This window comes from Streptomyces sp. ActVer (genome assembly GCF_027270795.1).
GTDB lineage: Bacteria > Actinomycetota > Actinomycetes > Streptomycetales > Streptomycetaceae > Streptomyces > Streptomyces umbrinus_A.
Map to the genome: position 1 here is coordinate 16,228 of NZ_JAPWHT010000043.1, position 21,953 is coordinate 38,180.

General features: G+C 69.9%; 23 protein-coding genes and 1 pseudogene. 5 read left to right on the forward strand and 19 right to left on the reverse strand.

What is annotated here, in order from left to right; translation table 11 throughout:
* Positions 1-13: 13 nt before the first annotated feature.
* The 4 genes from O3Q52_RS10020 to O3Q52_RS10035 form a co-directional block, all read right to left on the reverse strand.
* Positions 14-1,033 carry a methionine synthase gene (locus O3Q52_RS10020; RefSeq protein WP_269648464.1) on the reverse strand — a complete coding sequence of 340 codons (1,020 nt, stop codon included), beginning with the start codon at positions 1,031-1,033 and terminating at the stop codon, positions 14-16.
* Positions 1,034-1,127: 94 nt separating this feature from the next.
* Positions 1,128-1,826: an SDR family oxidoreductase gene (locus O3Q52_RS10025; RefSeq protein ID WP_055614826.1), complete on the reverse strand. Its 699-nt coding sequence runs from the start codon at positions 1,824-1,826 to the stop codon at positions 1,128-1,130.
* A gap of 53 nt (positions 1,827-1,879) precedes the next feature.
* On the reverse strand, positions 1,880-2,419 hold the full coding sequence (locus O3Q52_RS10030; protein ID WP_269648465.1) for a TIGR00730 family Rossman fold protein: 540 nt from the start codon (positions 2,417-2,419) through the stop codon (positions 1,880-1,882).
* Positions 2,416-3,228 carry a class I SAM-dependent methyltransferase gene (locus tag O3Q52_RS10035; RefSeq protein ID WP_269648466.1) on the reverse strand — a complete coding sequence of 271 codons (813 nt, stop codon included), beginning with the start codon at positions 3,226-3,228 and terminating at the stop codon, positions 2,416-2,418. The genes O3Q52_RS10030 and O3Q52_RS10035 overlap by 4 nt, the downstream gene beginning before the upstream one ends.
* 89 nt (positions 3,229-3,317) lie before the next feature.
* On the opposite strand from O3Q52_RS10035, the gene O3Q52_RS10040 reads away from it, so the two are divergent.
* The 3 genes from O3Q52_RS10040 to O3Q52_RS10050 all read left to right on the forward strand — a co-directional run bounded on the left by O3Q52_RS10040 (position 3,318) and on the right by O3Q52_RS10050 (position 5,804).
* The gene (locus O3Q52_RS10040; RefSeq protein WP_269648467.1) at positions 3,318-3,893 is read left to right on the forward strand and encodes an IS607 family transposase; all 576 of its coding nucleotides are present in this window, start codon (positions 3,318-3,320) and stop codon (positions 3,891-3,893) included.
* On the forward strand, positions 3,890-5,344 hold the full coding sequence (tnpB, locus tag O3Q52_RS10045; RefSeq protein ID WP_269648469.1) for an IS607 family element RNA-guided endonuclease TnpB: 1,455 nt from the start codon (positions 3,890-3,892) through the stop codon (positions 5,342-5,344). The genes O3Q52_RS10040 and tnpB overlap by 4 nt, the downstream gene beginning before the upstream one ends.
* Before the next feature lie 127 nt (positions 5,345-5,471).
* Entirely contained in the window at positions 5,472-5,804 is a 333-nt protein-coding gene (locus O3Q52_RS10050; RefSeq protein WP_269648470.1) for a DUF427 domain-containing protein, read from the forward strand.
* Between the two features lie 51 nt (positions 5,805-5,855).
* Here O3Q52_RS10050 and mnmA read toward each other — a convergent pair whose 3' ends face one another.
* Entirely contained in the window at positions 5,856-6,980 is a 1,125-nt protein-coding gene (gene mnmA / locus O3Q52_RS10055) for a tRNA 2-thiouridine(34) synthase MnmA (RefSeq protein ID WP_269648471.1), read from the reverse strand.
* Between the two features lie 60 nt (positions 6,981-7,040).
* Between mnmA and O3Q52_RS10060 the strand changes: the two genes are divergently transcribed.
* On the forward strand, positions 7,041-7,751 hold the full coding sequence (locus O3Q52_RS10060; protein ID WP_269648473.1) for an N-acetylmuramoyl-L-alanine amidase: 711 nt from the start codon (positions 7,041-7,043) through the stop codon (positions 7,749-7,751).
* Positions 7,752-7,858: 107 nt separating this feature from the next.
* On the opposite strand, the gene O3Q52_RS10065 is transcribed toward O3Q52_RS10060, so the two are convergent.
* From O3Q52_RS10065 to O3Q52_RS10075, 3 genes are all read right to left on the reverse strand, one after another.
* On the reverse strand, positions 7,859-9,028 hold the full coding sequence (locus O3Q52_RS10065; RefSeq protein ID WP_269648474.1) for a cysteine desulfurase family protein: 1,170 nt from the start codon (positions 9,026-9,028) through the stop codon (positions 7,859-7,861).
* A 234-nt stretch (positions 9,029-9,262) separates the two neighbouring features.
* Positions 9,263-9,532 carry a DUF4190 domain-containing protein gene (locus O3Q52_RS10070; RefSeq protein WP_269648475.1) on the reverse strand — a complete coding sequence of 90 codons (270 nt, stop codon included), beginning with the start codon at positions 9,530-9,532 and terminating at the stop codon, positions 9,263-9,265.
* Between the two features lie 65 nt (positions 9,533-9,597).
* Positions 9,598-9,762 carry a hypothetical protein gene (locus O3Q52_RS10075; RefSeq protein ID WP_269648476.1) on the reverse strand — a complete coding sequence of 55 codons (165 nt, stop codon included), beginning with the start codon at positions 9,760-9,762 and terminating at the stop codon, positions 9,598-9,600.
* 193 nt (positions 9,763-9,955) lie between these two features.
* Between O3Q52_RS10075 and O3Q52_RS10080 the strand changes: the two genes are divergently transcribed.
* Positions 9,956-10,573, forward strand: coding sequence for a TetR family transcriptional regulator (locus O3Q52_RS10080; protein WP_269648477.1), 618 nt, complete (start codon positions 9,956-9,958; stop codon positions 10,571-10,573).
* Between the two features lie 94 nt (positions 10,574-10,667).
* Here the strand turns inward: O3Q52_RS10080 and O3Q52_RS10085 are convergent, their stop codons facing one another.
* The 11 genes and pseudogenes from O3Q52_RS10085 to O3Q52_RS10135 form a co-directional block, all read right to left on the reverse strand.
* On the reverse strand, positions 10,668-11,054 hold the full coding sequence (locus O3Q52_RS10085; RefSeq protein WP_269648478.1) for a hypothetical protein: 387 nt from the start codon (positions 11,052-11,054) through the stop codon (positions 10,668-10,670).
* 229 nt (positions 11,055-11,283) lie between these two features.
* A complete protein-coding gene (locus O3Q52_RS10090) occupies positions 11,284-12,144 on the reverse strand; it encodes a thioesterase family protein (protein ID WP_269648479.1) in 861 nt (286 codons plus the stop codon).
* 107 nt (positions 12,145-12,251) lie between these two features.
* Positions 12,252-12,914 carry a trimeric intracellular cation channel family protein gene (locus tag O3Q52_RS10095; protein WP_269648480.1) on the reverse strand — a complete coding sequence of 221 codons (663 nt, stop codon included), beginning with the start codon at positions 12,912-12,914 and terminating at the stop codon, positions 12,252-12,254.
* A 66-nt stretch (positions 12,915-12,980) separates the two neighbouring features.
* Positions 12,981-14,309: an ABC transporter ATP-binding protein gene (locus O3Q52_RS10100; RefSeq protein ID WP_269648481.1), complete on the reverse strand. Its 1,329-nt coding sequence runs from the start codon at positions 14,307-14,309 to the stop codon at positions 12,981-12,983.
* A gap of 23 nt (positions 14,310-14,332) precedes the next feature.
* The gene (locus O3Q52_RS10105; RefSeq protein ID WP_269648483.1) at positions 14,333-15,430 is read right to left on the reverse strand and encodes an ABC transporter ATP-binding protein; all 1,098 of its coding nucleotides are present in this window, start codon (positions 15,428-15,430) and stop codon (positions 14,333-14,335) included.
* Positions 15,427-16,425 carry an ABC transporter permease gene (locus O3Q52_RS10110; protein WP_055614848.1) on the reverse strand — a complete coding sequence of 333 codons (999 nt, stop codon included), beginning with the start codon at positions 16,423-16,425 and terminating at the stop codon, positions 15,427-15,429. Before O3Q52_RS10110 ends, O3Q52_RS10105 begins: the two co-directional genes overlap by 4 nt.
* Positions 16,426-16,542: 117 nt before the next feature.
* Positions 16,543-18,333, reverse strand: a complete 1,791-nt coding sequence (locus O3Q52_RS10115) for an ABC transporter substrate-binding protein (protein ID WP_269648484.1) — start codon at positions 18,331-18,333, stop codon at positions 16,543-16,545.
* A gap of 61 nt (positions 18,334-18,394) precedes the next feature.
* Complete coding sequence (locus tag O3Q52_RS10120) at positions 18,395-19,408, reverse strand: ABC transporter permease (RefSeq protein WP_055614840.1); 1,014 nt, start codon at positions 19,406-19,408, stop codon at positions 18,395-18,397.
* A gap of 397 nt (positions 19,409-19,805) precedes the next feature.
* Entirely contained in the window at positions 19,806-20,597 is a 792-nt protein-coding gene (locus O3Q52_RS10125) for an enhanced serine sensitivity protein SseB C-terminal domain-containing protein (protein ID WP_055614841.1), read from the reverse strand.
* A gap of 277 nt (positions 20,598-20,874) precedes the next feature.
* Positions 20,875-21,663, reverse strand: coding sequence for an enhanced serine sensitivity protein SseB (locus O3Q52_RS10130; RefSeq protein WP_269648485.1), 789 nt, complete (start codon positions 21,661-21,663; stop codon positions 20,875-20,877).
* Positions 21,664-21,754: 91 nt separating this feature from the next.
* Positions 21,755-21,953 (reverse strand): annotated as a pseudogene (locus tag O3Q52_RS10135) (ATP-binding protein); the annotation flags it as partial.

Below are 21,953 nucleotides of genomic sequence, written 5' to 3' on the forward strand. Positions count from 1 at the left end.
TTTCGTCCTCCCGTTACTCTGGGTTGTCCGCGAGGGATCTCGCCGCCCGGGCGCAGTGGGCGAGTGCCCGGCGCGCGTACTCGGGGGAAGCGCCCGCGAGTCCGCACGACGGGGTGAGTGTGACCGCGTCCGTGAGAAGCCCCGGATTCAGCCCCAGCCTGCGCCACAGCGTCCTGACACCCATGACGCTACCGGCAGGGTCTGACAATGGGGCATCCGTCCCGGGGACGACACCGGCGAAGAGCTTGGTCCCCCCTTCCACTGCTTCCCCGATCGTGTCGTCGTCACGCTCGGTGAGGAGGGCGAAGTCGAAGGAGACGGCGGTCGCTCCCGCTCTGCGCAGCAGCGCGAACGGGACGTCGGGCGCGCACGAGTGCACGACGACCGGGCCGCCGGCCTGTACTGAGACGACGTCCCGCAGCGTGGCCTCGACGAGCTGCCGGTCGACGGCCCGATGCGTGCGGTAGCCGCTCGCGGACCTCACCCGGCCGCTCAGTACGGCGAAGAGGGACGGTTCGTCGAGCTGCAGGACGACGTCGGCGCCGGGCACGCGACGGCGTACCTCGGCGAGGTGTTCACGCAGTCCCTCGGCAAGTGATCCGGCGAGGTCGCGGCAGGCACCGGGGTCGGAGAGCGCCACCTCGCCGTTGCGCAGTTCCAGCGCGGCGGCGAGCGTCCAGGGGCCGACCGCCTGGACCTTCAGCGGGCCCTGGTAGCCCTGGGTGAACTCCTCCAGGGCGTCGAGGTCTTCGCCGAGCCAGGACCTGGCCCGCTTGGTGTCCCGCCCCGGCCGGTCCCCGAGCCGCCAGCCGCTGGGCTCCACGCGCGCGTACAGCTCGGCGAGCATCCCGGCGGTCCGCCCGATCATGTCGGCGCCGGGGCCCCGCGCGGGCAGTTCCGCCAGGAACGGCATGCCCGTCTCGGGGCCCTCGAAGGTCCCGGCCACGGTCTTGGCGGCCTCCCGGGCGTCCCCGCCCGGCATCGACCCGACACCGGTCGCGGGGCCGGGCCTGAACTCGCTGTTTTCGCTCACCCGGGCAGCCTACGGAATGCCCGCGGAACGGGACGCCACAGTCCGTGTCCGGGCTCGGTGCGGGGGCGAGTTCGGCTCCGGATTCGGGTCCCGGTCAGCGGCCGGGGCGTACCGTCATGTCGTTGATCTCCGCGTCCCGGGGCAGGTCGAGGGCCATGAGGATGCTCGTCGCGACAGACTCGGGGTCGATCCACTTCGAGGCGTCGTACTCCTTGCCCTCCTGCTGGTGGACCTTGGCCTGCATGGGGCTCGCGGTGCGGCCGGGGTAGACAGTCGTGACGCGGACGCCGTTCGCGTGCTCCTCGTTGCGCAGGGAGTCGGCGAGGGCCTTCAGGCCGTGCTTGGAGGCTGCGTACGCGGACCAGCCGGCGGAGGCGCTGAGGCCGGCGCCGGAGTTGACGAAGATCACATGGCCCTGGGTGACGCGGAGTTGGGGCAGGAAGTGACGAGTCAGCTCGGCGGGCGCGATCAGGTTCACATCGAGCTGGTGACGCCATGTCTTGGGGGTCAGCTCACCGACCGGGCCGAGGTCGACGACGCCCGCGATGTGCATCAGCGAGTCGATCCGGTCGGGCAGCGTCTGGTGCGAGAACGCCCAGGAGAGCCGGTCCGGGTCCGAGAGGTCGCCGACGAGGGTCCGGGACCCGGGGAACTCGGCGGCCAGCTCCTTCGCGCGGCCCGCGTCGCGCGCGTGCAGGACGAGTTCGTCCCCGCGCGCGTGGAGGCGGCGGGCGACGGCCGCGCCGATGCCGGAACCGGCCCCGGTGATCAGATGAGTAGGCATGCCCGCCATGCTCGCACGCGCATGCCCCTCCCCCGCCGGGCCCTACAGCCGCTGCCGACGGCTCACTGCGTGCCCCGGCTCTCCTCCAGGTAGGCCAGCGCCCCGACGGGCTCCTCGGCGAAGAACACGAGCTCCGTGAGGGGCAGCGGAAGGAAGCCCTCGTCCTCCATGCGGCGGAACTGCTCCTTCAGGCCGTCGTAGAAGCCCGCGGTGTTGAGCAGGACGACCGGCTTGTCGGTGTGCCCGTGCTTCTTCAGCTCCAGGATCTCCGTCGCCTCGTCGAGCGTGCCCGTGCCACCGACCATGATCACGACGGCGTCGGCCTTCTCCATGAGCAGCGCCTTGCGCTCGGCGAGGTCCCTCGCGATGACCATCTCGTCGGCGCCCGCACGCGCCTTGGCCGCCAGGAACTCCACGGAGACGCCCAGCAGCCGCCCTCCGGCCTCCTGCACGCCGTCGGCGACCACCTTCATGAGCCCGACGTCCGAACCGCCCCACACCAGCGTGTGCCCGCCCTTGCCGAGCAGTTCGGCGAACTCGCGGGCGGGGCGGGTGTAGCGCTCGTCGAGGTCGGCGGCGGAGAGGAAGACGCAGATGTTCATGCGTCCACGGTACGGTCCGCCTCCGACAGTGCGGCCACGGTCACGCGCATCTTCGACTGGCGGTGCGGCAGTGTCTCCCAGTCCTCCAGGAAGCGGGCTGACAGGCCGTGGGTCGCGGCGAGCCCGACGAGGGTCTCCGTGCGGTAGTAGAAGTCCTCGTGCAGGACCTGGTGTTCCCTGCCCTCGGTCCGGTCGAAGGTGAAGTCGAAGAAGCCGCCGGGGGCGAGGATCCGGCCGACGTGCGCGAAGCACTCCTCGATGACGTGCGGCGGCGAGTGCGAGAACACGCTGTGCGCGTGCACCACGTCGAAGTGCGCGTCAGGCAGGAACGCGAACGTCAGGTCGTCGGTGAGCGTCAGATGCGGCAGCCGGTCCTGCAGGCCCTCCCGTACGAGGGTGTCCTGGGCCGCGATGAGGATGTCCGGCGAGATGTCGATCCCGTAGTAGTGGCCACTCTCCAGGTAGTCGATGAACAGCCGCCCGGCGCGCAGGTTCCCGCAGCCGATCTCCAGCATCTGGTGCTCCGGCTTCAGCCCGTGCCGCACCAAATAGTCGAACTGCATCCGGCCGATCTGGGTCCACCGGTCGCGGGACGGGTTGTGTCCCACCGCCGCCTCGGTGGAGCGCGCGGCGTCGGAGGCCATCACAGCCCGGTAGTACGCGATGTGGTCGCGGCCGTACCGGAGCCGCAGCCAGGCGTCACGGGCGGCCCTGCGCGCGTGTGCGGGCAGTCTTCCGGGATGCCGCAGGGCGTAGCGCGCCTGGTGGGCGAGAGCCTTGCGGTCGCGTTCGGGGTTCGTGGCTCCCATGAGGACCTCCGCCGGGGGGTGAAAGCTGCTACAGATTTTCTAGTCATTCATAGTCATACCTAGTCGCGTGTCTCACGTATGTTGGTCTTGTGAAGCTTTCGGAGTGGGCCCGTCAGCAGGGCGTGAGCTACCAGACCGCCTGGCGGTGGGTGAAGGACGGGAAGATGCCCGTTCCCGTTCACCAGGCGCCGTCCGGGACGTGGTTGGTCGACGAGGTCGCTGTCCAGCCGTCCGGGCGTGTGGTGGCGTACTGCCGCGTGTCGTCCGTTGACCAGAAAGCCGATCTTGAGCGGCAGGCCGCCCGGGTCGTGTCCGGCGCGAACGGGCTGGGCCTGGCCGTCGCTGAGGTCGTCACCGAGGTGGGATCCGGGTTGAACGGGCGGCGCCGCAAGCTGCACCGGCTGCTGTCCGACCCGCAGACGGCGGTGATCGTGGTCGAGCACCGCGACCGGCTGGCCCGGTTCGGCGTCGAGCACCTGGAGGCCGTCCTGGCCGCGTCCGGGCGGCGCCTGGTCGTCCTCGACCCCACCGAGACCGCCGATGACCTGGTACGCGACATCACCGAGGCGCTCACCTCCATGTGCGCCGGCCTGTACGGGCGGCAGGCAGCGAAGAACCGGGCCGCCCGCGCGGTGGCCGTAGCGACCGGCGAGGCCGCCGAGTGAAGAAGTTCCAGCCGCAGCCCGGGGTCGTGGTGCAGGCGTACCGCTTCGCACTGGACCCGAACGCCACCCAGGAGCATGCTCTGCGCTCGCACTGCGGCGCGGCGCGTGCCGCCTACAACTGGGCCGTCGGCTGGGTGACCGCCTCCTGGTGGCAGCGCCGCGCGGAGGAGCCCTACGGCATCGGCGAGGCCGGGCTGACGCAGTGGCGGCCGTGGTCGCTGCCCGCGCTGCGGAAGGCGTTCAACGAGGCCAAGCACACCGATCCGAGGTTCGCCCCCTGGTGGGAGGAGAACTCCAAGGAGGCGTACTCCACGGGCCTGGCGAACGCGTCGGCCGCGTTCGACAACTATGCGAAGTCCAGGAACGGCAAACGGCGCGGCAAGCGGATGGGTGCGCCGCGGTTCAAGTCGAAGCGCACGGCGCGCCTTGCCTGCCGGTTCACCACCGGCGTGATCCGCGTCGAGGCGGACGGCCGTCACGTCACCCTGCCCCGGCTGGGCACGATCCGCACCCACGAGCCCACGGTGAAGCTCCTCGCCCGCGTCCAGGCCGGGACGGCCCGGATCCTGTCCGCGACCGTGCGGCACGAGCGCGGACGCTGGTTCGTCTCGTTCCCGGCCGAGGCCGAGCGGGACCTCGAACGCGTGGCGCGGCCGGACGTGGCGGTCGGGATCGACCTGGGGGTGAAGACCCTCGCGGTCATGGCCGACAGCACCGGCGAGATCCGCACCATCGCCAATCCCGGGCACTACGACCGGGCACGCAAGCAGCTGCGCCGCGCCTCCCGCGTCGTCTCCCGACGCCAGGGCCCCGACCGGCGGACCGGGCAGAAGCCGTCGAAGCGGTGGGAGAAGGCCAACGCCGCCCGCAACAAGGTGCATCACCGGGTGGCCAACCTCCGCGCGGACGCCCTGCACAAGCTCACCACCGCCGTGGCGGCCGAGTACGGCACGGTCGTGGCCGAAGACCTCCACGTCGCCGGGATGCTCCGCAACCGGCGTCTCGCGCGAAGGATGGCCGACGCCGGGTTCGGGGAGATCCGCCGCCAGCTCACCTACAAGACCCGCCGGCGCCACGCCACCCGCACCATCACGGCGGACCGCTGGTACCCCTCCTCGAAGACCTGTTCCGGGTGCGGCGCGGTGAAAACCAAACTGCCGCTGCACGTGAGGACCTACCAGTGCGACGCCTGTGGCCTGGTCATCGACCGGGACGACAACGCCGCACTCAACCTCGCCGCGCTCGCGGCAGCCGCAACAACTGGTACCGGAGTGGCCGGAGACCAGGACACCCAAGCGGTGTCGAAGCCTCGTGGAGCCGACCAGAAGACCCGCACCACCCGCCCCCGCCGCAAGGCGGAGGCGGGGCGGGCAGGTGGCGCAACCCTGCCGCACCAGCGGCAGACGGAAGCGAGAGACCGTACTCAAGCCGAAGCCCTCACACTCTGGTGACGAGACGGACCTTCCGGGCGGGAACGTCCGGAATGCCGAGACCTGATTACGGTCTCGGCAACGGAAGAACACGACAGCAGCCTGCGCTGTACCGGACGAGACCGCTACCCGAGGAGGCCGAACAGCCGTGACCCAAGGCCATCGCATCACCGTCGAGCAGGGCACCGAGCACGTCCGCGTCGTGCATGGCGGGCAGGTGATCGCGGAGAGCACCCGCCCCCTGTTGCTGCGCGAGACGGGCCTGCCCGTGCGCTACTACCTCCCCCCGGAGGACGTACGCCTCGATCTGCTGACCCCGTCGGAGACCCGCACCCACTGTCCGTTCAAGGGCGACGCGTCCTACTGGTCGCTGCCGGACGCCCCCGACCTTGTCTGGACATACCCCGATCCGAAGCCGGAGGTCGCCGAGATCAAGGACCACGTGTGCTTCTACGAAGTGGACGTCGTCACCCAGGAGTGAACCCGCCGCCTCGCATCGCGGTCGCGGTCGACGTCCAGTTGCAGGAATCGACTAAACGCCCGCGGTCGCCGCGCGCGTAGTCGTCGCGATCGTCGCCGAGCCCACCACACGCGTGTCGTCGTAGAGGACGATCGCCTGGCCGGGGGCGACGCCGCGGACGGGCTCGGCGAAGCGGACCTGGAGTTCGCCGTCGACGAGTTCGGCGGTGACCGTGGTCTCGCCGCCGTGGGCGCGGAGCTGGGCCGTGTACGTGCCCGGGCCGGCCGGAGCGGCACCGCACCAGCGGGGCTTGACGGCCGTCAGGGCTGAGACGTCCAGGGCGGCCGCCGGGCCGACCGTCACGGTGTTGTCCACGGGCGAGATGTCCAGGACATAGCGCGGCTTGCCGTCGGGGGCCGGGGTGCCGATGCGCAGGCCCTTGCGCTGGCCGATCGTGAAGCCGAACGCGCCCTCGTGGCTGCCGAGAACCGTGCCGGACTCGTCGACGATGTCACCCTCCGCCTTGCCCAGGCGGTTCGCGAGGAAGCCCTGGGTGTCGCCGTCGGCGATGAAGCAGATGTCGTGCGAGTCCGGCTTCTTGGCGACGGCGAGGCCCCGGCGCTCGGCCTCCTCGCGGATCTCGCCCTTCGTGGTGACCGTGTCGCCGAGCGGGAAGAGCGCGTGCGCGAGCTGACGGTCATCCAGCACACCGAGGACGTACGACTGGTCCTTGGCCATGTCGGAAGCGCGGTGCAGCTCGCGCGTGCCGTCCTCGCGCACGATCACCTGGGCATAGTGGCCCGTGCAGACCGCGTCGAAGCCGAGGGCGAGGGCCTTGTCGAGCAGGGCCGCGAACTTGATCTTCTCGTTGCAGCGCAGGCAGGGGTTCGGGGTGCGGCCGGCCTCGTACTCGGCGACGAAGTCCTCGACCACGTCCTCGCGGAAGCGCTCGGCGAGGTCCCACACGTAGAACGGGATGCCGATGACGTCCGCGGCTCGGCGGGCGTCGCGCGAATCCTCGATGGTGCAACAGCCACGCGCGCCCGTGCGGAACGATTGCGGGTTCGCCGAAAGGGCGAGGTGGACTCCGGTCACGTCATGCCCTGCTTCCGCGGCACGGGCGGCGGCGACGGCGGAGTCCACACCACCGGACATGGCGGCCAGTACGCGAAGGGGGCGCTGCGAGGTCTCAGTCATAACCCTTCCAGGGTACGGGTCCGTGGGAACCGGAGCCCACGAGTATCCGTTCGACTAGACATGCACGATCAGGGTGGGGACACGGCGAAGGACACGGACCGGCGGATCGGACGCCGTGCGCTGCTCATCGGCGGGGCCGTGGCCGCCGTGGGCACCGCCGTGCTGGCCCAGGACGACTTGAGACGCATGTGGTGGCGGCTGCCGAGCGTGGACAAGCCGCGCAAGGAGGGTGAGGTCGACTTCAGGGGAGCGCGCTGGGTGGCGGCGTCCTCGTCGAACTGGCGTATGGCCGACCGGCCCGACGACTTCGGCATAGACCGCGTGATCATCCATGTCACGCAGGGCAGTTACGCGAGCGCGGTGAAGGTCTTCCAGAACCCCGCGCACGGCGCCGCCACGCACTACATCGTCCGCCAGGACGGCCGCGTCACACAGATGATCCGCGAGCTGGACGTCGCCTTCCACGCGGGCAACCGCGATTTCAACGAGCGGAGCGTCGGCATCGAGCACGAGGGCTTCGTGGACCGCCCGAAGGACTTCACGGACGCGATGTACGAGGCCTCGGCCCGTCTGACGGCCCGCATCTGCGCCCGGTACGACATCCCGGTCGACCGGAAGCACATCATCGGCCACGTCGAGGTACCGGGCACGGACCACACGGACCCGGGCCCGCACTGGGACTGGGACCGCTACATACCCCTGGTGCGCGAGGCAGCCGAGCGGTCGGCCTCCCCGTCCCCGTCGGCGGAGCCCTCCACGCGCGGCGCGTGACGGCCGGCGTCGTGCCCTTTCTGGGGCGCGGGGAACTGCGCGCTCAGCTCCCACCTGCCCGCAGCTACGAACGGCCCGCGCCAAGAACCGCACATCCGGCTGAGCGCCTAGCTCAGCCCCGCCGTCCGGGCCCTCTCCACCGCCGGCCCGATCGCCTTCGCGACCGCCTCGACGTCCGTCTCCGTCGAGGTGTGGCCGAGGGAGAAACGGAGCGTGCCGCGGGCGAGGTCGGGGTCGGTGCCCGTGGCGAGGAGTACGTGGCTCGGCTGGGCCACGCCCGCCGTGCACGCGGAGCCCGTGGAGCACTCGATGCCCTGCGCGTCGAGCAGCAGGAGCAGCGAGTCCCCCTCGCAGCCTGGGAACGTGAAGTGGGCGTTGGCCGGCAGTCGGCCCCCGCTCGCCGGGTCGCCGCCGAGAATCGCGTCCGGCACTGCCTGGAGCACGGCGTCGACCAGGCCGTCGCGCAGCCCGCCGATCTCGCGGACGAACCACTCGCGCTGCTCGGCGGCGGTCCGGCCCGCCACGGCGAACGCGGCGACGGCCGGCACGTCCAGGGTGCCGGAGCGTACGTGCCGCTCCTGGCCCCCGCCGTGCAGGACCGGTACGGGGCTGTACTCACGGCCCAGCAGCAGCGCCCCGATGCCGTACGGGCCGCCGATCTTGTGGCCCGAGACGGTCATCGCGGCGAGGCCCGAGGTGCCGAAGTCGACGGGGACCTGGCCGAAGGCCTGGACGGCGTCGGCGTGCAGCGGGATCTCGAACTCCCCTGCCACGTCGGCCAGTTCGCGGACCGGCATGACCGTGCCGATCTCGTTGTTCGCCCACATGACGGTCGCGAGGGCGACGTCGTCGGGGTTGCGCGCGATGGCCTCGCGGAGCGCCTCGGGGTCGACGCGGCCGTACCGGTCCACGGGGAGGTACTCGACCGTGGCGCCCTCGTGCTCGCCCAGCCAGTGGACCGCGTCGAGGACGGCGTGGTGCTCCACGGGGCTCGCGAGGACCCGGGTGCGGGCCGGGTCGGCGTCGCGGCGGGACCAGTACAGGCCCTTCACCGCGAGGTTGTCGGCCTCGGTGCCGCCGGAGGTGAAGACCACCTCGCTCGGGCGGGCGCCCAGGGCGTCCGCGAGGGTTTCGCGGCCTTCCTCGACCGTCCGGCGGGCGCGGCGGCCGGCGGCGTGCAGGGAGGATGCGTTGCCGGTGACGGAGAACTGCGCGGTCATTGCCTCGACCGCCTCCGGGAGCATCGGGGTGGTCGCGGCGTGGTCGAGGTATGCCATGGTAGGCCCGATTCTAGGGCCCGCTGTCTGATGGGCTGGTCGGGCGGGGGTTGTTTGCAGGGCCCACGCCGAGGGTGCCCTACCGGGGCTCGCTCCCAGCCCCTCTTGACCAGGCACCCGGAGCCGGAGGCTGTGCCCACCCGTTCCGCCCTGCGGAACGCCTGCCCACAGAGGCAGCGACGGCAGCCGGTCGCGCGCCCTGCAACGAGGGCACCCCCGGCGCCGGCGTCGGCCTCAGAAGCTCCAGGACAACGTGCTGTCCGCCGACATGAACGCCAGCAGGACCAGGAGGTCGGCGATTCCGAGGCCGAGGCCGAGGAAGGCGCGGCCGCGACGGGCGGTGCCGCGGTAGAGGGCCGCCGAGGCGAGGGCGATGGAGATGGGGCCGAGGAAGATGTTCAGGGCCAGCAGGCCGACGAGACCGAGGATGAACGACGCGACGGCCATGCCGTCGGCGTCACGGACGGTGCTCCGGCGCCGCGGGGCGGCGGTGGTGAGTTCCATGTGTCTGCTCCCAACAGGCAGTCGAACAGTCTGGTGAACGTGGGTGGTTGAGGGGTTCGGCCGATTCAGCTCGACGTCCGGCGGCGCCGGCCGTGGCGCTCTCGGACCGCGAAGACGGCCAGCCACACACCGATGACGGCGGCGGCGACGAGGGTGAAGGACAGCGGGGCGTGGGCCACGGTGCCGAGCATGAGGCCCAGCAGCAGGAGCGCTGCGACGAGGAACAGCATGAGATGCCTCTCGTGGTGAGTCCGGCGAGCCGCCGTGTCCGGTCCGCACAGCTCCGTACGGTCCGGATGCCCCCGGATGTTTCCGGGACTCGACAACTCGGTGAACGCTTGTGGTTACAGTTGTTCACTGACTCCGTAGTCTAGCGCGCCGTACGACTTTCCCATTACAGAGAACAGTTGTTAACTACATGGCATGAGTCACACCCTCGGCATCCGGCAGGCCCAGAAGCAGAAGACCCGACAGGCGTTTCTGGACGCCGCGTTGAGCCTGCTGGAGGAGCAGAGCCTCAGCAGCCTGGGCCTGCGCGAGGTCACCCGGGCCGTCGGTGTCGCCCCGACCGCCTTCTACCGGCACTTCCACTCGACCGCGGATCTCGGAGTCGCCCTGGTCGAGGAGGCGCTGGGCAGCCTGCACCCGATGATCGCCGGCACGGTGTCGGCGTCCGGCGACAGCGACGAACGCATAGACCGCGCCGTCGCCCTGATCGCCCGTCATGTGCGCGAGCACCCGGCGCACATCCGGTTCATCGCCCGCGAGCGCAACGGCGGCGTACAGAAGGTCCGGTCCGCGATCGCCGAGCAGATGGCCCGGTTCGCCGACGAGGTGAAGGCCGAGCTGGCCAAGCAGCCCGAGTCCGCCGGCTGGAGCGACGACGACCTGCTGATGCTCGCCGGCCTGTACGTCGACCAGATGCTGATGACCGCCAGCACGTTCCTGGAGGCCGCCCCCGAGGAGCAGGACCAGGTGGCCCGGGTGGCCACCCGCCGGATGCGGCTGATCAGCATCGGCCGCCACCACTGGCTGGGCTGACACCCCGCGATACGACTCGGCCCGAACGCGCGAAGGGCGCGTACGACAGTGCCGTACGCGCCCTTCGCGCCCTTCACCACCGGCCGCGAGCGGATCAGCCCTGGGTCTGCTGCCCCTGACCCTGCTGGCCGCCGGTCCCGCAGCCTCCGCCCGGGCCGCCGCCCTGCCCGCCACCGGGACCGCCGCCGGGCGCTCCCGACGGCATCCCCGAGGGAGCGCCCGACGGGGCCTTCCCCGTGGCGGCACCGGACGGCGCCCCCGAGGGTGCTCCCGAAGGCGCCCCGGACGGCGCTCCGCTCGGCATCCCCGACGGGGCACCACTCGGCGCGCCCGACGGCACCTGGCAACTCTGCTGCCCCGAGCCGCCGTTGCCGTTGCCGTTGCCCGAGGACGACGAGGAGTCGCCAGAGCCGCAGGCCGTCAGCAGGAGCGGCGACAGCGCCAGCAGGGCGATGGCGGGGACGTGACGTACGCGCGTCATGCGGACAGGCTTCATGAGGGCAACTCCCGTTTGGATGAGCGGAATCCGAGAGCCGCATGCAACCAACCGCCCCTGGGCCCAGCTTGGGCCCGCGCTGTGGCCCGCCTGTGGCCAACGCAAAGACCGCCTCAACAGACCCGCCCTGACCTGCACTTACATCCGGCCGACCCAACTTCTTCACTGGTACAGGTCCGTGACAGAAGACAGGAAACAGCCGACCGCGTACGGATCAGCCGAGCCGCACCCTTGCCAGCTGACGCGACTGGGCGACGAGGCGGTCCTCGCTGTCCCAGACCTCGGCGTCCTCCTCCAGGAAGCCGCCGGCGAGGTTGCGGGTGGTGATGGAGACGCGGAGGGGACCCGGCGCCGGGCGGCAGCGCACGTGCACGGTCAGCTCGACGGTCGGCACCCAGCCTGACAGGCCGAGTTCGAAGGCGGTCGGCGGCAGCGCGTCCACCGCGAGGAGCAGCGAGAGGGGGTCCGGATCGCGGCCGTCGGCGAGGCCGAACCAGGAGCGCATCTCGCCCTTGCCGGACGGCGATCCGAGGGCCCAGCCCAGGGTGGCGGGGTCGAGCTTGAGCATCAGCCGGTCGGCGATGGCGGAGCTGCCGGAGACGGGGGCGGGTCCGTCCTCGGGTCCGAAGCACTGGTCCATGGGCGGAATCGCGGGCGGCCGGGCCGTCGTACGGACGTCGTCGGGCAGGCCGTCGAGGTCCCCGTAGGAGGCGAGTACGCGGATCCGCTCGACCTCGCGGCCCTGGTCGTCGTACTGGAACAGGGACGCCTGGCCGGTGGAGAGGGTGCGGCCGGTGCGTACGACGTCGGTGCGGACGACCGCCGGGCCCGGCTGGGACGCGGTGAGGTAGTGCGCGGAGATCGTGAACGGGTCGGCGTGCGGCAGGGCGTCGGCGAGCGCGCGGCCCAGGACGGCGAGCAGGTAGCCGCCGTTGACGGCGCTGATGATCGTCCACCCGGCGGACAGGTCGATGTCGTAGACGCCGGGTGCGCGACGGGTGACCGCGGTGTCGCGGTCGAACTCGCTGTCGCCGATCCTGGCCCGTACCGCGTGCACGGAAGCTGCTTCTGACATACCTGAACGGTACAACAGGTGATTACTAAGCAGTAGCTTTTTCTGTTTCGATCACGTGAAACGCCCCGTGGCCCGCCTCACTCCGGCTCGCTCCACCTCACTCCGGCTCACTCCGCCACCTCGACCGCCGTCGAGCGCCGGTGCCACGCCCGGGGCGCGCGCCAGTGGTACCGCATCGCGAGCAGCCGCAGCATGAGGGTCGTGACGACGGCGAGCGCGGAGGTGAAGGTGTTCAGGGCGTCGTAGCGGATGCACAGGGCGACCATCGTGCTGCCGACGATGGCGGGCACGGCGTAGAGGTCGCGGTCCCAGCGCAGCAGCGAGGGGACCTCGTTGGCGAGGACGTCCCGCAGCACTCCGCCGCCGACCGCGGTCGCGAGTCCGAGGGTCGCCGAGGCGGTGAGGCCGAGCCCGTACTCGTACGCCTTCGTCGTGCCCGCGACGCAGAAGAGGCCGAGTCCGGCCGCGTCGAAGATGTTCACGCCGAGCTGGATCCGCTCCACCTCGGGGTGGAGGAAGAAGACCAGCAGGGCGGCGAGCAGCGGAGTGAGGAAGTACCCCAGATCCGTGAAGGCCGCGGGCGGCACGGCTCCGATGACCAGGTCCCGGAACAGCCCGCCGCCCAGCGCGGTGACCTCGGCGAGGACCGCGATGCCGAAGACGTCGAAGTTCTTGCGGACGGCCAGCAGGGCACCTGAGATCGCGAAGACGAAGATGCCGACCAGGTCGAGTGTGTGCTGGACGGACGGGGTGAAGAGTTCCTGGATCACCCGAACATTCTCGCCCAGCACTGAGCCCCTGCCTTCCATTGCAAGGCAGGGGCTCAGTGATACTTACTACTCCTTGGCGGGAGCGTCACCCTCGGAGGCTTCGTCGGCCTCGGGAGCGGCCTCGCCGGCAGCGTCCTTCGCCGGTGCCTCCTTGGAGACCGCGGGTGCCTCCGCGGAAGCCGAAGCCTCCTTGGAAACCACCGGGGACTCCTTGGCAGCCGGCGTCTCCGTGGCGGCCGCCACCTCGGCCGCGACCGCCGCCGACGTCGCCGCGGACTCCGCGAGCACCTCGTCGGCCACCAGCTCCGCCGCCTCCTTGGCGGCGGTCAGCAGCACGGTGTCCTGCGGGGCCTGGTCCTCGAAGTTCTCCGGGTGGTGGCAGGCCACCTGCTGACCGGGCTTCAGCTCCAGGAGCGGCGGCTCGGTCGTCGTGCAGATCTGCGTGGCCTTCCAGCACCGCGTGTGGAAGCGGCACCCGCTCGGCGGCGAGATCGGCGAGGGCACATCGCCCTTGAGCAGGATGCGCTCGCTCTTGGCCGACTTGCGCCGGGGGTCCGGGATCGGCACCGCCGACATCAGAGCCTTGGTGTACGGGTGCATCGGCGCCTTGTACAGCGACTCGCGGTCGGCCAGCTCGACGATCTTGCCGAGGTACATCACGGCGATACGGTCCGAGACATGGCGTACGACGGACAGGTCGTGCGCGATGATCACGTACGTGAGGCCGAGCTCCTGCTGGAGGTCGTCCAGCAGGTTCACCACCTGCGCCTGGATCGACACGTCGAGCGCGGAGACCGGCTCGTCCGCCACGACCATCTTCGGGTTGAGCGCGAGCGCGCGGGCGATGCCGATGCGCTGGCGCTGGCCGCCGGAGAACTCGTGCGGGTAGCGGTTGTAGTGCTCGGGGTTGAGACCGACCACCGACAGCAGCCGCTGGACCTCCTTCTTGATGCCGCCCTCGGGCATGACGCCCTGGAGCTTGAAGGGGGCGCTGATGATCGTGCCGATCGTGTGGCGCGGGTTCAGCGACGAGTACGGGTCCTGGAAGATCATCTGGACGTCACGGCGCATCGGGCGCATGCCGGCGACGCTGAGGTGCGTGATGTCCTTGCCCTCGAACTCGACCTTGCCCGCGGTCGGTTCGAGCAGCCGCGTGATCAGCCGGCCCATCGTCGACTTGCCGCAGCCCGACTCGCCCACGACACCCAGCGTCTCGCCGGACCTGACCTCGAAGTCGATGCCGTCGACCGCCCGCACCGCGCCGACCTGCCGCTGGAGCAGGCCCTTGCGGATCGGGAAGTGCTTCTGCAGGCCGGTCACCTTCAGGAGCGTCTCGCCGGGGGCGACGTCCTTGGTGAGAGTCGCCGTGCCGTCGCTCTGCGCGGGGATGGCCACGGGTTTGTCCTCTGCTTTGTCACTCACAGCTTCGGCGCAATCTCTTCGGTCCAGATCCGTTCCCGCTGCTCATGCGTCATGTGGCAGGCGGCCCAGTGCTGGCTGCCGACCTCGGTCAGCTCGGGGCGGACCGTGCGGGTGACGTTGTCCTTGGGGACGTCCGCGTACGAGCAGCGCGGGTTGAAGGCGCAGCCCGACGGGATGTTGATCAGCGAGGGCGGGGAGCCCTTGACCGGGATCAGCCGCTCGGTCTGCTCACGGTCCAGGCGCGGCATGGAGCCGAGCAGGCCCCAGGTGTAGGGGTGCCTGGGCTCGTAGAAGACCTTCTCGGCCGGGCCCCGCTCGATGCAACGGCCGCCGTACATCACCAGGATGTCGTCGGAGAGCTCGGCGACGACGCCCAGGTCGTGGGTGATGATGATGACCGCGGAGCCGAACTCCTGCTGCAGGTCCCGGATGAGGTCGAGGATCTGCGCCTGGACGGTCACGTCCAGGGCGGTCGTCGGCTCGTCCGCGATCAGCAGCTCGGGGTTGTTGACCAGCGACATCGCGATCATCGCGCGCTGGCGCATACCGCCGGAGAACTCGTGCGGATAGCTGTCGACCCGCTTGTCCGGCTGGGGGATGCCGACCCGGTCGAGCATCTCGATGGCGCGCCTGCGTGCCACCTTCTTGTCGACCTTGTGGTGGATCCGGTACGCCTCCACGATCTGCTGGCCGATCGTGTAGTACGGGTGCAGCGCCGACAGCGGGTCCTGGAAGATCATCGCCATCTCACGGCCACGCAGCTTGCGCACGTAGTCGGGGTCGGCGGAGAGCAGTTCCGTGCCGTCGAGCCAGATCTCGCCGGAGATCTGCGCCTTGCGCTTGCCGTACTGGCCCGCGGTGTGCAGGCCCATGATGCCGAGCGAGGTCACCGACTTGCCGGAGCCCGACTCGCCCACGATGCCGAGGGTCTTGCCCTTCTCCAGCGTGAAGCTGAGCCCGTCGACGGACTTGACCAGGCCGTCGTCGGTCGGGAAGTGCACCTTCAGGTCGCGGACTTCGAGGAAGGCGGAAGGGGTGGGCGAGTCCTTGACGGGCTCGCCCACCGCTGCTCCGCTCTTGCTGAGTTCGGTCATGAGAGCCTCACGCGGGGGTCGATCACGGCGTACAGCAGGTCCACCAGGAGGTTCGCGACGATCACCGCGAGCGAGGTGATCAGCGTGACGCCCAGGATGACGGGCAGGTCCTTGTCGCTGATCGCCTTGAGAACCGCCTGCCCGAGGCCGGGAAGGCTGAACGTGGTCTCGGTGAGGATCGCGCCGCCGATCAGGGCGCCGAGGTCCATGCCGAGCATGGTGAGGATCGGCGTCATGGTGGACCGCATCGCGTGCTTGCCGATGACGACGGGTTCGGTGAGGCCCTTGGCGCGGGCGGTGCGGATGTAGTCCTCGCCCAGGACCTCCAGCATGGTGGCTCTGGTGATCCGGGCGTACATCGCCGCGTAGAGGAAGGCGAGCGTGACCCAGGGCAGGATCATGCCGCCGAACCAGCCGGTGAAGCTCTCCTCGATGGGTACGTACTGGGCGTCGATCCAGCCGAGTCCGTAACTGAAGATCGCGAGCGACAGCAGGCCGGTGAAGTAGATGGGGAGCGAGACACCGCCAAGGGCGACGATCATCGCGCCACGGTCCCAGAGGGAACCGCGCTTGAGTGCGGAGAGCACACCCGCCGCGACACCGAAGATCAGCCACAGGAAGGCGGCACCGAGCGCGAGAGCCAGGGTCACTGGGAAGCGGTCGGTGAGCACCGGCCAGATGGCCTGCTCATTGCGGAAGGAGTAGCCGAAGCAGGGCGCCGCGCAGTTCGTCACGTCGCCGCCGGCCGCGTAGGTGCGCCCGACGAAGAGGCCTTTGAAGAACTCCCAGACCTGGGCGAAGATCGGGTCTGCCAGACCGAGCTTCTGCCGCACGGCCTCGATCGCCGCGGGGTCGGCCTGCTTGCCCACGAACATCGTGGCCGGGTCCACGCCCGCCCAGCGGGGGACGAGGAAGAAGATGCCGAAGACCACCAGAATGATGACCACCAGCATCACTGCGGCGGCGAAGAGCCGCCTGATGAGGTATGCGAGCACTGCTCTCGGCCCGGCGGCGGTGCCGCGGGCCACCGGAGGTCTTCCGGTGGCCCGCGGGTCACGCCGCGCCGGCCTTCACCTGCCTTTCGTGCCGTATGGCGGGTGCGCCGGTCGGTGTTACTTCTTGAGGCCGAGGTTCACGAAGTCGTACTGACCGCTGTAGTTGTCGGTCGTGTAGACGTTCGCGAGACGGCTGGAGCGCCAGTTGATGAACTTCTCGAAGACGAAGGGCAGGTAGTACGCGCCCTCCGAGACCTTGTGGTTGATCTTCGTGGAGATCTCGACCTTCTTCGCCTCGTCGAGCTCCTTGACGTAGTCGTCGAAGAGACTGTCGATCGACTTGTCCTTGATCAGGGCGAAGTTGTTGTTGCCGCTCTCGAGGATGTACTTGCTGTCCCACAGCGGCATGCCGTAGCCCTGGACGGTCGGGAAGTCCGGACCCCAGCCCATGATGATGATGCCGTAGCCCTTCTTCTTCACGTTCTCGGGGCTACCGATGATGCCGGTGGTCTGGGCACCGTCGAACTGGTCGATGTCGACGGTGATGCCGACCTTCTTCAGCGAGGCCTGGAGGGACTCGGCGGTGGCAACCTCGACCGGCTTGTTGTTACGGACCGCGATGGTGGTCTTGAAGCCGTTCGGCTTGCCGCAGGCCTTCAGCGCTTCCTTGGCCTTGGCGACGTTGCCGTTCTTGTTCGTCGTGGCCGCCTCGTACGGGTCGTACTTCTGGCCCTCGGAACCGGGGACGGACGGCGGCAGCATGTTGGTGCCGATGTCACCGCCGGCGACCGGGCCGCCGCGCGCGGTCTGGAGCGACTCGTGGTCGGCGCCGTAGATCACGGCCTTGCGGCAGTTCACGTTGTCGAACGGCTTGACGCTCTGCGGGAAGACCGCGTAGCGGATGTAGCCGGAGACCGGGTTGTCCAGGTTTGCCTTGTACTGCTTCAGGGCGGTGGTGCGGCCCTGCGGGGAGAGACCGGTCTGGCCGATGTCCAGGTCGTAGTCGCCGTTGATCAGACGCTGGTCCATGTCATTGGCGTTGGTGAACAGCGTCAGCGAGATCTTGTCCGGGTACGCCTTGCGGACCGGGTCCGAGGACTGCTTCCAGTTCTCGTTGCGGACCAGGACCAGCTTCTTGTTCGGCGTGTACGACTGGAACTTGTACGGGCCGGAGGAGAAGGGCTTCAGGCCGTACTTCGACTTGGTGTCCTTGTCCTGGCGGACCGGGGAAGCCGAGGTCAGGCCGAGGATGTCCTCGAAGTCCGAGTTGGCCTCGGGCAGCTTGAAGATGATGGTCTTGTCGTCGGGCGTCTCGATCGCCTTCAGACCGAGCTTGTCCTTGGACGTGTCCTTGTACGGGCCCTTGTACTCGCCCTTGGGGTCGAGCACGTCCTTCAGGTAGACCGGACCGCCGGACAGGACGTCCTGCGCCCAGACGCGCTCGATGCCGTACTTGACGTCCTTGGAGGTGATGGGCTTGCCATCCTCCCAGGTGACCCCGTCACGCAGCGTGTACGTGTAGGTCTTGCCGTCGTCGGAGATCTTCGCCGTGCTGGTGGCGAGGTCCGGAGTGACCTCGGCGCCCTTGGCTCCGGGCTCCGTCTTGCCGGTCACCAGCGTGCGGCTGTAGTACCGCATGAAGTTCCAGGCGAAGCCGTAGTAGCCGCGCGTGGTGTCCCACGAGTCGGCGTCCTGGGCGCCTGCGAACTTCAGCTCGCCGCCCTTCTTGGCGAGGGAGGCCTGGGCGACCTTGTTGTTGGCTGCGTTGAAGCCGGCCGCGCCGTTCTTCGAGCCGCCGTCGTCGTCGTTGCCGCCGCCGCCGCACGCCGCCGTGGACAGCAGCGCAGCGACCACGGCTGCGGCGGCCGCGGCCTGCTTGCGCCGCCCTGTGGTGCGTTGGGTACTCACTCGGATCCTCCGATATGTAGCGGCCCGTCGACAGATGACGGGGCCCTGGGGGTACGGCAGTTCAGCGGGAACCCTTCGGGTCGAGCGCATCGCGTACGCCGTCGCCGAAGAGGTTGAAGGAGAGCACGGTGATGAAGATCGCTACACCCGGGATCACCATGTACATGGGGTCCGAGTCGTAGTAGTCGATCGCGGAGGAGAGCATCTGTCCCCAGGAGGCGGTGGGCGGCTTGACGCCCACGCCCAGGAAGCTGAGCGCCGCCTCGGTGAGGATGTTGGTCGGGATCATCATCGTCGTGTACACGATGATGGGCGCGACGAGGTTGGGCAGCAGCTCCTTGAACAGGATGTAGAACCGCCCGGCCCCGAGGCTGCGCGCGGCCTCCACGTACTCGCGCTCACGCAGGGACAGCGTCTGACCGCGCACCACGCGTCCCACATAGGGCCAGCCGAAGAATCCGATCACCAGGATCATGACGAACAGGCGCACGCCCGTACCCGTCAGGCCCAGCATCTCGTTCGGCATGACCGAGACCAGCGCGATGATGAAGAGCAGCTGCGGGAAGGCCAGCAGGCCGTCCATCACGCGGCTGATGAAGGCGTCGACCCAGCCGCCGAAGTAGCCGGCGAGAACGCCGAGCACGGTGCCGAGCACCACGGCCACCAGGGCCGACAGGAAGCCGACGAGCAGCGAGATGCGGGCGCCGTAGACGATCCGGGCGAAGATGTCGCGGCCGCTGACCGGTTCGACGCCGAGAAGGTGGTCTCCGCTGATTCCACCGAAGGACCCGGTGGGGGTCGAGAAGAGCGGATCGATCAGGTCCTCGTGGTGTGACTCGGGGTCCTGCCCGACCAGGTTCGTGATCACGGGAGCGAGCAGCGCGATCGCGATCAGCACGAGAACGATGACGCCGCCCGTGAGGGCGAGCTTGTCCCGCTTCAGGCGCTCCCAGGCGATGCGGCCGAGGGAACGACCCTGTACCGCCTTCGCCTCGGCGGAGCCGGCTACGAGCGCCGCCTCCTCGGCCGCGCTCGGGGCGGCTTCGGCCGTCGGCTCGTGCAATGGTGCCGTCATCGTGGCAGGGACCCCTCTCAACCGGCGGTAGCCGGCCCACACTTGCCGCTGTAGCGGCGTGATCAGTCCGTCGTACACGGGGGATAAACCCCCTGGACCGGGAGTCTTCAACGCCTCGGCGATCTGTTGCCAGACCTGACGGTGAATGGATGCGCAAACGTGATGCTGTCAGGAGGGTTCCGTTATCCGAACGCCGGGTAACGGGGGTCGGACGCGGGAGTTTTGGTACGAAAGGGGCCTCGCAGCCCATTTACCCGCGTAGATCGGGACATACCGCCCGTGGGTGATGCGGGAGGTGAAGCCGATGCTCCACAGGTTGGACTCGACCGGACCCGAATCGTCTCAGCCGCTTCGACCGGTCGCTTCGCCCCGATCGTCTCAGGTGCTTCGGTTCGTCTCAGTAGGTGCCCGGGAATCCGTATCCGCCGGCCGCCGGCGCCTGGGCGGGCGCCGCGTGGGCCTCACGATCGTAGAACGGCCGCGCGTTGATCCGCAGCCACAGGGCCACCGGGTCGTACTCGTCGGACATCGCGACCGTCGACACCGGCAGGCCGTCCGGCACCGCACCGATGGACTGCTGCATCATCGCCCGCACCGAGTCCACGGCGGGCGGGCTGGTGTCGTACACGTCGAGCCCGATGGCGAGGTACGGCGCCCCGAGCGCGGGCTGCACCCAGGCGCGGCGGAGCGATCTGACGGCGGTGGTCCGGTGCGCGTTCTGCGTGAGCAGGGCGTAGAACTGCGGGATCTCGATGCCCGGTTCGGACAGCCGCAGCGGGCCCGCGGGCTGCCGCTCCAGGCCGGTCGCGATACGGCGCAGATCCAGCCAGGGGATGCCGACGCCACCGCCCGGCGCGTGCGGGTTCAGCCACAGGCCGTAGTGGTCGGGGTAGAGGGTGCGGGCCACGTCGAGCCCGTCGACCACCTCGTACGAACGGTTCCAGCCGCTCGCCGAGAGCTCCTGGGCGGAGGTCACACAGGGCGCGTAGCCGAAGCCGTCGACCTCCATGTTCCCGTACTGGGCGTCGGGCGAGCCCGACTGGCCGTGCCAGAGCAGCATCCATACCTGGCCGGACGACGGGGTCGCGAGGGCGCGCAGCAGCGCCTCGTAGGCGTCGTAACGCCCGGGCGTCACTTGGCGCAGCATGTGCTCGACCTGCCCGGCCGCGGCCGTGCCCGACGCGCTCACCTTCTACCGCCCCTTCGTGACATCCCTGACATACAGATCCATTCGACGGGGCGCCGTGCTCGCTTGAACATGGCACCACCCCGACCGAGCCATGAAACCAGCTTAAGTGGCGATCCCGACAGCACCGTTGCGCTCCGCTGGGTTTGGTGTTGAGAGCTCGGGACTTTCTGCTGTTCGCCGCCTGCGGGTTGTGTGTGGCTGGGCGCGCCCCGCGGCGGAGCCGCAAGTGTCACAGCCCCGCGCCCCTTCGGGGCGCGCCCTTGTGGGGCGGCGAAAGCTAGTGAGCCCGGGTGTAGAAGGGCCGCACCTGGGCCCGGAGCCAGTCGCCCACCGGGTCCTGGGCCACGTCCAGGAAGACGAGGTTCACCGGGTGGGGCACGGGGACCTGGCCGAGGGCGCGGCCCAAGGCGTCCAGGGGGAGGGTGCGGGCGTCGTCGTGCCAGTGGGCCAGCTCGACGCCGACGAACATCACGGGGTCGGCGCCCTCGATGCTCGCCAGACAGCGGCGGGCGCTCAGGACGACACCGGTCGCGGCGAACTCCGCGGAGGCGGCGGCCAGGAAGTCCACCGGGTCGTGCTGCCAGTCCGGCTGGAAGAGCCGCACCCGGCCGCCGCTCGCCGACCCGTCCAGCTCGGTACGCCCGGCCCGGCACAGCTCGGCCACGGCGAGCGGCGGCACCGGCACCCCGACCGTGCCGTCCGGGTTCACCACGATGCCCACCTGGGGCGGCAGACCGCGCGCGAACTCGACGGCGGGCGCCACCGTGTACGACATGTGGTCGCCGACGACCTGGCGGAACTGCTGCGCCGAGCTGAAGACCGGCACGAACGCCTGGCCGCCGAGCTCCATCGTGGGCAGGTCGAGCGGGCCGCTGTGCGGTCCGCCGCCTTCGGGCAGCGGCACCCAGATGAAGCTGCGGCCCATGACCTCCACGATCCGGGCCCCCGCCGAAGGCGACGCCGCTCCGAGGGAGGCGGCCAGTACCTCCTCCAACTCGTTGCCGGGCCAGCCGACATGGGGGTGTGGGTGCGCTTGCACCGGAATGTCCTGTGCCGGGAAGTCCATCTCTCTACCGCCTGCTCGAACCGCCGTCTGCGGCTGTCGAGATTACGCGTACGCGCCCTCACCCGCCGCAGTCCGTCCGGTCACCGGGGCCTCAGTCGCCGAAGTCGACCCGCCGCAGCACGTCCGCCGCCGCCCGGTCGATGAGCACCGCCGAACCACAGCCCTCCGGCAGGTCGCCCTTCTCCACGGAACGCAGCAGCCGGCCGAACGCGCCGCGGTGCCGCGCGAACGCGTACCGCGAGACGCCGCGGCCGCGCTCGCGCTGGCCGTCCAGGGCGGTGCCCGGGTCC

Bases quoted from the DNA above. Each gene is read 5' to 3' on its own strand.
- O3Q52_RS10025 (WP_055614826.1), bottom strand. From the start codon at position 1,826: ATGGCGGGCATGCCTACTCATCTGATCACCGGGGCCGGTTCCGGCATC.
- O3Q52_RS10030 (WP_269648465.1), bottom strand. From the start codon at position 2,419: ATGAACATCTGCGTCTTCCTCTCCGCCGCCGACCTCGACGAGCGCTAC.
- O3Q52_RS10035 (WP_269648466.1), bottom strand. From the start codon at position 3,228: ATGGGAGCCACGAACCCCGAACGCGACCGCAAGGCTCTCGCCCACCAG.
- mnmA (WP_269648471.1), bottom strand. From the start codon at position 6,980: ATGACTGAGACCTCGCAGCGCCCCCTTCGCGTACTGGCCGCCATGTCC.
- O3Q52_RS10060 (WP_269648473.1), top strand. From the start codon at position 7,041: ATGCACGATCAGGGTGGGGACACGGCGAAGGACACGGACCGGCGGATC.
- O3Q52_RS10065 (WP_269648474.1), bottom strand. From the start codon at position 9,028: ATGGCATACCTCGACCACGCCGCGACCACCCCGATGCTCCCGGAGGCG.
- O3Q52_RS10070 (WP_269648475.1), bottom strand. From the start codon at position 9,532: ATGGAACTCACCACCGCCGCCCCGCGGCGCCGGAGCACCGTCCGTGAC.
- O3Q52_RS10075 (WP_269648476.1), bottom strand. From the start codon at position 9,762: ATGCTGTTCCTCGTCGCAGCGCTCCTGCTGCTGGGCCTCATGCTCGGC.
- O3Q52_RS10080 (WP_269648477.1), top strand. From the start codon at position 9,956: ATGAGTCACACCCTCGGCATCCGGCAGGCCCAGAAGCAGAAGACCCGA.
- O3Q52_RS10085 (WP_269648478.1), bottom strand. From the start codon at position 11,054: ATGACGCGCGTACGTCACGTCCCCGCCATCGCCCTGCTGGCGCTGTCG.
- O3Q52_RS10090 (WP_269648479.1), bottom strand. From the start codon at position 12,144: ATGTCAGAAGCAGCTTCCGTGCACGCGGTACGGGCCAGGATCGGCGAC.
- O3Q52_RS10105 (WP_269648483.1), bottom strand. From the start codon at position 15,430: ATGACCGAACTCAGCAAGAGCGGAGCAGCGGTGGGCGAGCCCGTCAAG.
- O3Q52_RS10120 (WP_055614840.1), bottom strand. From the start codon at position 19,408: ATGACGGCACCATTGCACGAGCCGACGGCCGAAGCCGCCCCGAGCGCG.
- O3Q52_RS10130 (WP_269648485.1), bottom strand. From the start codon at position 21,663: ATGGACTTCCCGGCACAGGACATTCCGGTGCAAGCGCACCCACACCCC.